This is a genomic window from Sorangium sp. So ce295 (assembly GCF_051527405.1).
Taxonomy (GTDB): domain Bacteria; phylum Myxococcota_A; class Polyangia; order Polyangiales; family Polyangiaceae; genus Sorangium; species Sorangium cellulosum_B.
In genome coordinates this window covers 9,382,857-9,394,424 of sequence record NZ_CP150324.1, presented here as the reverse complement: position 1 = coordinate 9,394,424, position 11,568 = coordinate 9,382,857, and the positions used below count along the sequence as shown (strand labels likewise).

At 73.1% G+C, this 11,568-nt stretch carries 10 protein-coding genes; 5 read left to right on the top strand and 5 right to left on the bottom strand.

Going from position 1 to position 11,568, the window contains the following annotated elements; translation table 11 throughout:
- The first annotated feature begins 67 nt into the window (after positions 1-67).
- Positions 68-622, top strand: coding sequence for a TerB family tellurite resistance protein (locus WMF11_RS35630; RefSeq protein ID WP_437903690.1), 555 nt, complete (start codon positions 68-70; stop codon positions 620-622).
- 124 nt (positions 623-746) lie between these two features.
- Here the strand turns inward: WMF11_RS35630 and WMF11_RS35625 are convergent, their stop codons facing one another.
- Entirely contained in the window at positions 747-1,064 is a 318-nt protein-coding gene (locus WMF11_RS35625) for a hypothetical protein (RefSeq protein ID WP_437543832.1), read from the bottom strand.
- 70 nt (positions 1,065-1,134) lie between these two features.
- Here WMF11_RS35625 and WMF11_RS35620 point away from each other — a divergent pair, with 70 nt between their 5' ends.
- Positions 1,135-2,106, top strand: a complete 972-nt coding sequence (locus WMF11_RS35620) for a uroporphyrinogen-III synthase (protein ID WP_437973897.1) — start codon at positions 1,135-1,137, stop codon at positions 2,104-2,106.
- Here WMF11_RS35620 and WMF11_RS35615 read toward each other — a convergent pair.
- Both WMF11_RS35615 and WMF11_RS35610 read right to left on the bottom strand, forming a co-directional pair.
- Complete coding sequence (locus WMF11_RS35615; RefSeq protein ID WP_437973896.1) at positions 2,094-2,906, bottom strand: hypothetical protein; 813 nt, start codon at positions 2,904-2,906, stop codon at positions 2,094-2,096. The genes WMF11_RS35620 and WMF11_RS35615 overlap by 13 nt on opposite strands.
- Positions 2,907-2,991: 85 nt before the next feature.
- On the bottom strand, positions 2,992-5,766 hold the full coding sequence (locus tag WMF11_RS35610; protein WP_437973895.1) for a tetratricopeptide repeat protein: 2,775 nt from the start codon (positions 5,764-5,766) through the stop codon (positions 2,992-2,994).
- Positions 5,767-6,414: 648 nt separating this feature from the next.
- Between WMF11_RS35610 and WMF11_RS35605 the strand changes: the two genes are divergently transcribed.
- From WMF11_RS35605 to pdxA, 3 genes are all read left to right on the top strand, one after another.
- A complete protein-coding gene (locus WMF11_RS35605; RefSeq protein WP_437294273.1) occupies positions 6,415-7,860 on the top strand; it encodes a TldD/PmbA family protein in 1,446 nt (481 codons plus the stop codon).
- Between the two features lie 203 nt (positions 7,861-8,063).
- Complete coding sequence (locus WMF11_RS35600) at positions 8,064-8,900, top strand: winged helix-turn-helix domain-containing protein (protein ID WP_437973894.1); 837 nt, start codon at positions 8,064-8,066, stop codon at positions 8,898-8,900.
- On the top strand, positions 8,897-10,000 hold the full coding sequence (gene pdxA / locus WMF11_RS35595) for a 4-hydroxythreonine-4-phosphate dehydrogenase PdxA (protein WP_437973893.1): 1,104 nt from the start codon (positions 8,897-8,899) through the stop codon (positions 9,998-10,000). The genes WMF11_RS35600 and pdxA overlap by 4 nt, the downstream gene beginning before the upstream one ends.
- A gap of 52 nt (positions 10,001-10,052) precedes the next feature.
- Here the strand turns inward: pdxA and WMF11_RS35590 are convergent, their stop codons facing one another.
- Positions 10,053-11,045 carry a ketopantoate reductase family protein gene (locus tag WMF11_RS35590; RefSeq protein ID WP_437973892.1) on the bottom strand — a complete coding sequence of 331 codons (993 nt, stop codon included), beginning with the start codon at positions 11,043-11,045 and terminating at the stop codon, positions 10,053-10,055.
- 70 nt (positions 11,046-11,115) lie between these two features.
- Positions 11,116-11,568 carry a D-aminoacyl-tRNA deacylase gene (gene dtd, locus WMF11_RS35585; RefSeq protein WP_012239060.1) on the bottom strand — a complete coding sequence of 151 codons (453 nt, stop codon included), beginning with the start codon at positions 11,566-11,568 and terminating at the stop codon, positions 11,116-11,118.

Here is an 11,568-nt window from a genome sequence, read left to right as displayed (position 1 = left end):
TAACGGGTACAGAGGGCGGGGCTCCGCCGGGCTGCCCTGCCCGGCGAGGATCTGGTAGCCTCATCACGTGGGACTCCTCGCCTGGCTCGGCCTGAAGCAGGGGGGCTCGTTCCCGAACCTCGACGCCCTCCTGACGGAGCTCCGCGCGGCGCTCCCGGACGACGAGGCGGTCGTCCTCCGCTACATCGCCACCGTCATCGTCCTGCTCGGCAAGGTCGCCTGCGTCGACGGCCGCTTCTCCGACAAGGAAGACGAGCTGCTCCGCGAGCTGCTCACGCACGTCGACGGGCTCGCGCCGAGCGGCGTCGAGGCGGTGTTCAACGCCCTCCAGGGCAAGCTGCCCGCGCTCCAGGAGGGCGAGGTCGACCGCTGTTACCGCGAGCTCAAGGCGCTCTGCAACGCGAGCGAGCGGGTGGAGGTCGTGCGCCTCTTGATCCGGCTCGCGGCGGCGGACGGCGCGCCCACGCCGGCCGAGCGGGCCGAGATCGAGCGCATCGCCGAGGAGCTCGGCGTCTCGCTCGCTGACATCGAGCCCGACCTCTCCATCGAGGCCGGCCATCCGGCGGGCTCCCCGGCGCCGCCGGACGACCGGAGCGATCCCGGCGGCGAGCCCCCGGCGTGAGCCGGGCGCGAGCGCCGCTCGGCTGATCGGTCGCGTAGGTCGCGCTGCTGCCGGGCACCAGTGGCGCTCGGCTGATCCATCGCGCGCGTCGCGCTGCTGCCGGGCGCCGGTGGCGCTCGGCCGATCAGTCGCGCGCGTCGCGCTGCTCGGCGCTGCCTTCGGGGCTCGGAGCGCGGCTCGCGAGGCCGAGCGCCCGTCGCTGCTTCAGCGCCGTGAGCGCCACGAACAGGACGAACAGGACGGCCCCGAGCACCGCCACGAGCACGCCGAAGTTGAAGAGGTAGTGCGCGCCCTGCGCGCCCCCCACCCCCATCAAGAAGATGCCGAGCAGCGCGATGCCCGCGCCGATGACGGGATCAGGGCCGACGTCGTTCTCCGACGCCGCACGCGAGAGCCCGCTCCCCTGGACCCCGGATGCCTCGTTGCTCATCGGATGGCTCACACGGAGGAGCTTAGCAAACTGGTCCACCGCCCGAAACCCGCCAGCGCCGGACCCGGGCTATGCTGCGCGGGTGAGCACGCCCACCCACCCACGAAACGACCGTCCTTCTCCGCCCGCGCCGTCCGACTTCGCCGGGCGCAGCGTCATCTGCTTCGAGAGCCGCCGCGCCTCCGAGATGGCCTCGCTGATCCAGCGGTATGGCGGCGTGCCCGTCACGGCGCCCACGCTCCGCGAGGTGCCCATCGAGAGGAACGAGCGCGCCCTCGATTTCGCGCGGCGCCTCGCGGGCGCCGAGTTCGACCTCGTGATCCTGATGACCGGCGTCGGGACCCGGGCGCTCGTGGCGGAGGCGGCGCCTGCGCTCGAGCCGAACCAGGGCGGCGGCGGGGCGTCCGATAGCGACGGTGGCGCGGACGCCCAGGGCGTATCTCTCCTGGCGGCGGCGCTCTCGTCCGTGCAGATCGTCGTGCGCGGCCCCAAGCCGGCCACGGCGCTGCGTGAGCTGGGCCTGACCGGGTTCATCACCGTCCGCGAGCCGAACACCTGGCGAGAGATCGTCGAGGCCGTCAGCGCGCTCGGCGACCTGCGCGGAAAGCGCGTCGCCGTCCAGGAGCACGGCGCGCCGAGCCACGAGCTCTACGCGAGCCTCTCGGCGGCCGGCGCGCAGGTCACGCCGGTGCCGGTGTACCGCTGGGCGCTCCCGGAGGACACGGCGCCGCTGCGGCAGGCGCTCCGCCTCATGGCGGACGGCGGCGCGGCGATCACGCTCTTCACGAGCCGTGCGCAGGTCGAGCACGCGCTCCTCGTGGCGGCCGAGGAGGGGCTCGTCGAGCGGCTGCGCGCCGCGCTCGCGCGGGGCGTGGTGGCGTCCATCGGGCCGGTCTGCACGGAGGCGCTGCGCGCCGAGGGGATCGAGCCGGATTTCGAGCCCGAGCACCCGAAGATGGGCCACCTCGTCAAAGCGGCGGCCGCGCGCTCGATCGAGATCCTCGTCGCGAAGGGAAATCGGGGCGACGCGCCCCTGCCGGCTCAGTCTTCGTAGTCGTCGTACGCCTCGTCCTCGCCGGCGGAGCGCGCCACGGTCGCCGGCCGGGGCGCGGGGCCGGGCTCTGCGCCGGCGGCCGCGCGCTCGTCCGTGTCCGCGTGGCCCCTGTCGATCAGCTCGGCGCGGTAGAGCACGCGCCCGTCCTCCGCCGTGATCTCACCGCCCACGTCGCCCCAGGCGAAGTCGTCGCTCTGGAGCGTGCGCATCGTCGCCTTCGTCTTGCCGATGCGCACGCGGAAGCTCGTCCGCTGGCACGGGATGGAGGAGCCGCCGACCTCGACGTTCACCGCCTCGCTGCCGAGCACGTCCTCGTTCTCGTCGGCGGCGAGCGCGGTCTTGGCCATCATCGCGTCGTAGGCCGAGAGGGTCGCCGGTCGCTCCGCGCCGTCGTCGATCCACGCCGCGCCGAGGATCTCACCGCGCCTGCTGGGCTCGTCGCTCATGCGGACCCGCAGCGCCTCGGTCTTCTTGCCGTCCTCGAGGGTCACGTCGACCACGAGGACGTCCCCCTCGCGCGCGACCACACGCTGCGTGAGGAGCAGCGGCGTCTTCCTGAAGCTGCCCGAGAACCGGTAGGCCACATAATCGCCGGGCTTGCGCGCGCCGGGCGCCTCCTCGGCGATCGGGCCGCGCTCGTCCGAGCCCTTCGCGCGTTGCGGGACCTCGCGCCGCGCTTGCGCCGCCACCTTGGCGGAGGCGTCCTGCGGGCGACCGGAGCGAGCGTTCGTCTCGATCCCGGCGCCGCAGCCAGCAGCCAGGACCGAGGTGAGGGCGGCGAGGAGGAGCGGTCGGTTCATGCTCGTCCGGTACCGGAGAGCGCCCGCCGTGGCCCAATTTCTGGCGGTTCCAGGGCGCGCCCGCGCGACCGCACGCGAGCGGTGGTCAGGGCAGCTTGCCGCTCGGGAGCATGTCGTCGAAGGCGGCGTCGAACTCGTCCGCGATCATCTCGGCGCCGACGGCGCGCGCGGCTGGCTTCGGGACGTCGATGCGGCGCAGCCGCTCCGCCACGCTGCCGCGCGGGTCGCCGTAGCTCGGGCTCATCCGGGCGACGCGCTGGAAGTAGTAGAGCGCCTGCTCGGGGACGCCGCGCATCTCGTAGGCGTTCGCGATCTCGTAGGTCAGCGCGAGCTCCTGCTCGACCGTCTTGTGCGAGGCGTGCAGCCCGCGGATGAGCGCGTCGATGCCCGCCTCGATGTTGCCCATCTGGAGGTGGGTGACGCCGATCATCGATTGGCAGACGCACTCTCGCCCGGGGTCGCGGGCGGCGAGCTCGAACTCGCCGATGGCGTCGGCGTAGAGGCCCATCTCCTTGTAGGCGACGCCGAGATCGTAGTGCGTCGACGCGTCGGACTCGGAGATCTGCGCCGCGACGCCCGCCTTGAACTGCTCGAAGACGCTCTCGACGCTGATCTGCCGAGGATCGTCCTGGACGCCCGTCACCGAGCCCGGCACGACCTCGAGCTCGTCGATCATCTTGAGCGACTCGGCGATGTCGAACGCGCGATCCTCGTCCGGCCGCTCGCTGCCGCGCGGGACGGCCCGGGTGCCGCTCTCGTTGTCGGTCGCCGCCCGCACCACCCCCCGCGCGTCCGAGGCCAGCTCCGTGACCTCACGCAGCCGTTCCATCAGCAGCGGGTGGTTCGGCAGCCGCGCCAGCTGCTCCTCGAGGATGTTCCGCGCCTCGTCGAACATCCCGTGCTGCGCGAAGAACTCGACCTCCTCGAGCGCGTCCTCGTCGAGCGCGTCCGCGCGCCGCAAGGAGCCCGGCGGCACGGAGCGGCCCGACACCGGCCGGACCGACGCCGGTCGGCCCGACACCGGGCTGTACAGGGCCGGCGGCGGCGCGGCGAGCACGGGCGGGGGAGGTATCGAGGACGCCGGCGGCGGAGCCTGGGACGCAGCGACGGCGAGGGGGTGCTCAGGCACGCGGCTCGGGTTGACCGACGCCGTCTCCTCCTCCTCGTCGTCGATGGCCTCGAGCTCCTCGACGTCCTCGACCTCTTCGACGTCCTCGATCGGGAAGCTCGGCAGCGGCGGCTCGTTCGCGAACGGATCGTCGAGGTGCGTGACGAGCTCGGGCCGCCGGGGGAGCGCCTCGACGACGCCGTCTTCATCGAGGGTGTACGCGGGCAGCGGCGCGTCGGGGTCGTAGAGGTCCTGGCTCGGCACCTCGGACGCATACGCGTCGTTCTCGCCAGCCGTCGGCGAGGCTCCCGGCCCGGCGGCGTCTTCCTCCGCGAGCTCTTCCTCCTGCGGCACGGCGTAGCCGAGCAGGTTGAGCATCTCCGTGGCCTGGGCGTTGCCGGGATCGAGGAGCAGCACCTCGTCGAGGAGCCTCGCCGCGTCGTCGACGGCGTCCTCGCTGGCCAGCTGCTGCGCGAACGCGAGCATCTGCTCGACGGCGGCGTCCTGGTCGCCCGCCTCGATCAGGACATCGCAGAGCTTCTCGCGCAGCTCTCGAGCGGCCGGCAGCCGGGCGACGCCGCCCTTGAGGAGGGCGACCGCCTTGTCGTACTGCCGGTCGCGCCGGAGGCTCTCGGCGTGCGCGACGAGCTGCCTCGGGCTCGCGATCGGCGACGTCGAGGGCTGCGACGCGCGGAGCGGGATGGGCACCGCGGACGCGGGCTCGTCGTCCTCGACGTCGAGCTCCTCCGCCTCCTCGTCCTCCGCCTCCTCGTCCTCCTCCTCGAGCTCGACGTCGATCGACGCGCGCGTGTTCCTCGACGAGGGCGCGATCTGGGCGGCGAGCTGGCGCACGCCCTCGTCGTTCGGGGCGCGCGTGATCAGGGCCGAGATGAGCGCGGTGAACTGGTCGACCCGCCCGGCCTCCTTGGCGATGCGCGCCGACTCCTTCTGCACCTCGATCGCCTTGGCCGGCTGCCCGAGCAGGTCGAAGGCGCGGGCGAGGAGCGCGAGCGTCTCGAGGTCCTTCGGGTTCTCCTTGAACGCGATCTGGAGCTTTGTCAGGGCCGACATCCCGTCGCTCGGGTCGCCGCGGTCGAGGTAGATCTCGGCGGCCATGCGCGCGAATCGGGCGTCGGGGCGGTGCTGCAGCAGGCGCTCGACCACCTTCAGCGCGTCGTCGCGCCGCCCGAGCTTGAGCAGGAGCTCGGCCGCCGTCCCGAAGCGCTGGATCGCGGCGTCGTAGTCGCGGACCCGGATCAGCGCCTCCGCGAGGCGGAGATAGGCGAGGGGGTTGTTCGGGTCGAGATCGACGACCCGCTTGAAGATGTCGATCGCGTCGCGGTCGCGCCCCGCGCGGAGCAGGCGCGTCGCGACCTCGTCGTAGGCGGCGAGCGCGTCGCTCGTGAGCCCGAGCTGCGTGTAGATCTCCGCGAGGCGCGGGACGATGTGGCCGAAGCGATCCTCGTACTGCGGGACGTGCTTGTGGATGATCTCGCGGATCTGCTTGTAAACAGCGATCGCTTTGAGCGCGAAGCCCTGGAGGGAGTAGAACTGGCCGACGCGCTCGTAGGTGGTGATCGCCTCGACGTACTCCTCCGTCTTCAGGTAGAGGTCGCCGATCTTGAGCAGCGTGCGGACGTCCTTCGGATCGTCTGCGACCAGCTTCTGGTACTCGGCGATCGCCTTGTCGAAGCGCTTCCGCTCGACAAGCTTCTGCGCGGTCTGGAGTACCTTGTCGCGATCGACCGCCACGGCGATGGGAATCTCCTGCTGAGGGCAGCAAGGCGTTGCTCGGGCGCCTCGTCGGCATCCCTCACCTCGCCTAAAAAACACCTAGCCAATCCCGCCACCACGTACAAGCGCGCGGCACCGGAAGTTCCGGAAGCTACCGCGAAGGTGCTTGTTTGCAGTGTGCGGCCCCCCGGGGGCCCTGTCTGGCGACGCGGCGACCACATGGCGCGGTGGCCGCGAGCCCCCGCCCCGGTCGGACGCTGGGCGGTCCGGTCGAGGCGCGTCGAAGAGCGCGCCCTACCTGTAGGAACGCGCTGAACGGCCGGGGATTCGCGAAGATCGCGGGGAAGGTGGCGAGCGCCGCCATTCCCGCGAAGACAGCGTTAAGCCTAGCAGTCGAGCGGCCTTGTTGCACATTTCGTGCGATCTTCCGCGACCCGCGGCCGCCCCGCAGGAGGTCGCGCGACCCCGCGATCCCCGGGGGCGCGGGCGCGCCCGGGGCACCCATCGCGCGCGGGCGATGGGTGCGCGCCGCGCCGGATGAAGGGCAGAGGGGGTAGGTCGCGCGCTCGGCCGCCGCCGGGGCCGAGCGCGGGCGCCGGCGGGAGGGCGCACCGGAGCGCCGCCGTTTCTCGACCGTCCCGGCGAATGGACCTAGAGTTGGGCACCATGTCGCGCAGCCAGGCCTACCGTGCCCCGTTCGCTCCTGGAGAGGAAAATGCCGTCGACGCCGCGCTTTGCGAGCGGCTCCTCTCGGTCGCCCTGTCCAAGGGTGGTGATTACGCTGACCTCTTCTTCGAGTACCGCGCCGGAGGCGGGTTCACCTTCGACGAAGGGATCCTCAAGGCGGCCTCGCGTGGGGTGTCGATGGGGGTCGGCGTCCGCGTCCAGCGAGGGGACGCGACCGGGTACGCGTACACGGAGGACCTCACCTGGGAGGCGATGCGGCGCGCGGCCGAGACGGCGGCGCAGATCGCGACGGGCTCGGGCGGCAAGGAGAAGATCGAGCTCAGGCGCCGCGAGCTGCCGACCCGCTACGAGCTGCCCAGCATCTCGCTCGACGCCCCCGGGCTCGCGAAGCGCGCGCTGCTCGAGCGCGCGAGCGCCGCGGCGCTCGCCTACGACCCCAGCATCGTCAAGGCGGAGGCGAGCTTCGTCGAGGAGGTGCGCGAGGTCCTCGTGGCCACGAGCGACGGGCGGATGGCGCACGACGTCCAGCCGCTCATCCGCTTCGGCGTGCGGGCGCTCGCCGAGCGCAGCGGAAAGCGTCAGGAAGGCTCGAGCGGCGGCGGCGGGCGCATGACGACGGCCTACTTCGAGGGCAAGTCGCCGGAGTGGCACGCCGAGGAGGCCGCGCGGCAGGCGGTCGCGATGCTCGACGCCCGCGACGCGCCCGCCGGCGAGATGAACGTCGTGCTCGCCCCGGGCGACAGCGGCATCCTGCTCCACGAGGCGGTGGGGCACGGGCTCGAGGCGGACTTCAACCGCAAGGGGACCAGCAACTACGCGGGACAGATCGGCAAGGACGTCGCGAGCCCGCTCTGCACGGTGGTGGACGACGCGACGCTCCTCCAGTCGCGCGGCACGATCAACGTGGACGACGAGGGGCACGAGCCCGAGCGCAGCACCCTCATCGAGAACGGCAAGCTCGTCGGGTACATGCACGACCGGCTGTCGGCCCGGCACTTCGGGCTCACGCCGACCGGCAACGGGCGGCGCGAGAGCTTCGCCGCCGCGCCGATGCCCAGGATGACGAACACCATCCTGCTCGCGGGCCCGCATGATCCCGAGGAGATCGTGAGGTCCGTGAAGCGAGGCGTCTTCGCGAAGAAGTTCGGCGGCGGCCAGGTCGACATCTCGAACGGCGATTTCGTGTTCTCTCTGACCGAGAGCTACCTCATCGAGGACGGCAAGCTGACCGCGCCCCTCAAGGGCGTGAACCTCATCGGCAACGGCCCCGAGGTGCTCCGGCGCGTCACCATGCTCGGCCACGACGTCGCCGTCTCCGACGGCATCTGGACGTGCGGCAAGGACGGACAGAGCGTCCCCGTGGGTGTTGGCTGCCCCACAATCAAGATCGATCTCATCACGGTCGGTGGAACGCGGATCGGCTGATTTTCAAGGCTGGAACGCCAGGCGGAAGGTAAGGCCCGCAGCGGTATTGGTGGGTTTAGCGCGGTGCGTCTTGCCGGCCCGTCGTGACACCCGTATACGGGGCGTTCATGGCGCGTCGCTCGTTCATAGCCATCGTTGGACACGGACCGGATCTGGAGCGCGACGAGGGTGCCGCATCGGTCTTGCGCTCGCTGGGCGCTGACGTGCGGACCCTGGATCTCTGGGATGATCCACCGCGGCTCTTCCACGACGACGAGAGCAAGGCGCGGGCGATCGTCGTCGAGGCGCTCGACAGGCCGGACCTGGCCGCCGCGGCGCTGCGCGCGCTGCGCCGCGAGCCGCGCCTCGAGGAGGTCGGCGCGCTTGTCGCCGTGAGCGTCGCGCAGATCGCGCGGATCGAGCCGTCCAGCGGCTTCGACGACTTCCTGCTCGTGCCGTATGTGCCCGCCGAGCTCTACGCGCGCGTGCGCCTCGTCGAGTGGCGCCGCAGCGAGTTCGCGACCGAGGAGCGGGTGAAGGTGGGCGCGATCGTCATCGATCGTGCGGCCCACGACGTCTCGGTCGGCGGCATGCACGTGCCGCTCACCGCGAAGGAGTTCGCGCTGCTCTCGTACGTGTGCGAGCGCCGCGGAAAAGTTGTGTCGCGGACGGAGCTTCTTCGCCGTGTCTGGGGCAGCCAGTACGAGGGCGGCGCGCGGACCGTCGACATCCACGTGAGGCGTCTCCGGGCGAAGCTCGGCGCGGCGCTGCCGCTCGTCACGCTGCGCGGCGCCGGGTACCGCCTCGAGTCGCCGATCCCCGGCGCCGGTGGTCCCGAGGGCGGCGACGCGAGCAGGGCGCTCCAGCGGAGCGGGGCCGGCGAGGAGGCCCAGGGCGACGAGCGCGGGGAGCTGCGCGACGAGGACGAGGACGAGGGCGACGAGGACGAGGGCGACGAGGACGAGGGCGACGAGGACGAGGCCGCGCAGGGTAAGCGGCCAGCGGCGCCGTCGGCGAACGACGCCACGCCGTCCGGGCGCGAGCGGCGCATCACCCGATGACGTCGCCGGTTCGCCGCGGCGGCGCGCGAGCGACCGCCGCCGGTGCGGCGCGCAGCGGTGGTCGCTCGCGCCCCGCCGGGCCGCCGATCGTCGCGATCAGCGTCGGGTGCCCCAGCGGGGTGGGCCCCGAGGTGGCCGTGGCCGGCGCGGCGTCCGTCGAGGGCGCGCGCTGCGTGCTCGTCGGCGATGAGGCGATCATCCGGCGGGCAGCGAAGCTCGTCCGGGTCGCCGCCCGCCGGCTCGTCGTCGTCGATGGGCGCGCCGCCATCGAGGAGCTCGCGCCCGGCACGATCGGGCTCTGGGCGGGCAGCGCGCGGCTCTCGCGGCCGAGCGCGTTCGGTCGGCCCGAGGCCGAGGACGGCGCGGCGCAGCTCGCGTGGATCGACGCGGCGACGGATCTGGTCCGCGAAGGCGTCGCGGCGGCGCTGGTCACGGGGCCCGCGTCGAAGCACGCGATCGCCACGAGCGGCGCGCCGGGGTCCGCCGATTTCCTCGGGCACACCGAGCACCTGGGCCGGCGGCTCCGCGCGCGCGAGGTCACGATGGCCTTCGCCTCGGGCAAGCTCGTGACCGCCCTCGTGACGACCCACGTGCCGCTGCGCGAGGTGCCGGACGCGGTGAGCCCGCGCGAGGTGGCGCGCGCCGCGGTGTGGCTCGCGCGGCTGCTCGGCGATCTCGGCCGCGAGAGGCCGCGCGTGGCCGTCGCCGCGCTCAACCCGCACGCAGGCGAAGGCGGGCTCCTCGGCGACGAAGAGCAGGTGCGGATCACGCCGGGGATCCGCCTCGCGGCGCGGCGGCTTTCGCGCTCGGGCCCGGCGGCGGAGCTGACCGGGCCCGTCGGCGCGGAGACGGCGTTCCGGCTCGCGGCGCGCGGCGCGCTCGACGGGGTCGTCGCCATGTACCACGACCAGGCGACGATCCCGAGCAAGCTCCTGGGCTTCGGCGAGGCCGTGAACGTCACGCTCGGCCTGCCGATCGTGCGCACGAGCGTCGACCATGGCACCGCGTACGATCTCGCGGGAACGGGGCGCGCCGACCCGCGCGGCATGCGCGAGGCGATCGTGCTCGCGGCGCAGCTCGCGGCCGCGCGCGCGCGCTGACGCAGCGACACGCCGGCGCCGCGGCACGCCGGCGCGCGCAGGAGGCCGCGGCTCAGCGCGCCCGTGGACGGCCGCCGAGGTGCGCGAGCAGCCGCTCGAGCGCCGGCATGCTCACGCCGCGCTCCCGGCCCATCTCGAGGACGGTGGCGCCCATCGCGAGGTGCTGCGCGTGGAGCTTGGGGCCGAAATGCACGTCGAGGAACCGCAAGAACTCCGGGGCCAGCAGGCGCACGAGCGCGACGCCCGGCTTCAACGTGAGCGGCCCGATGAACCGGAGGAGGAGCTTCGTCCACGGGGCCACCTTGCCCAGCCGGTCCGCGAGCGCCACGGACTCCCTTGTGGCCTCGATCACGGTGCGGAGCACGCCGTCGTTCTCGAGCAGTGCGCTCACCCCGCCGCCCGCGTCGATGGCAACGATCAGCGGGAAGAACGCGGTCGTGGTGGCCACGTTCTGCGCGCCCACGTCGGGCTCGAGCCGCGCCGGGACACCGGCGCTCGTGAGGCGGCGCGCGAGCTCCTCGAGCGGCGGTCGCTCCGCGGGGGCGCCTCCCTCTTCGTCGATGAGCGTGGGCGCGAGCTCGGTGATCCAGGCGCGGACCACGCCGCGCTCGTCGAGGTAGCCCGAGACGCCCGGCATCGCGGGGGTGATGCGGCGCTGGGCGGCCTCCTCGAGGTCGGCGCGCTGCCTGGGCAGGAGCGGCGTGAGCACCACGGCGGGCGCGGCCGGGCCGCCGCGGAGCAGCTCCGCCACCGAGCTGCCGCCCGCCGCGCGCTGCGCGGCGCCGCCGAGGTCAGCGCGCGGGACGAGCTGATCGAAGCGCACGGTGATCAGGACGACGTCCGCGTCGGCCGGGATCTCGGCCGCGAGGCGCGGGCGATCGAGCGTGTCGCGTCGATCGGCGCCGTTCACCTGCTCGACCACGAACGGCCGTACGTCGCCGGCGCGCTCGGGCCGGACCACGAACGTGACGTCGTCTCCCTGGGTGGCGAGGCGCACGCCGTAGATCCGCCCGAGCGCCCCCGCGCCCACGATGGTGACCCGCATGGCTCCCCCGTAGCCTGCGCGGCGCTCGGGGAAAAGGGGGTGGCCGTCGCCGCCGCTCGCGGCAGAGCCGTCAGAACGTCCGCTTCGAATCGATGAGGATGGTGACCGGGCCGTCGTTCTCGACGAACACGCGCATGTCGGCGCGGAAGCGGCCCGTGGCCACCGTGAGGCCGCGGGCCCGCAAGGCGGCGACGAAGCGATCGTACAGCGCCTCGGCGCGCACGGGCTCCATGGCGCCGTCGAAGCTCGGCCTCAGGCCGCGCCGGACGTCCCCGAAGAGCGTGAACTGGCTGATCGCGAGCACGCCGCCGCCGCGCACGTCCGCGAGCGCCCGCGACATCTTGCCGGCGTCGTCGCTGAACACGCGGAGGCCCGCGATCTTGCTCGCGACGTGGTCGGCGTCGGCGTCGTCATCGTCCTTCGCGGCGCCGACGAAGGCCACGAGGCCGCGCTCGATCGCGCCGACCACCTGGCCTCCGACCTCGACGCGCGCGCCGAGCGCGCGTTGAACGACCGCGCGCAT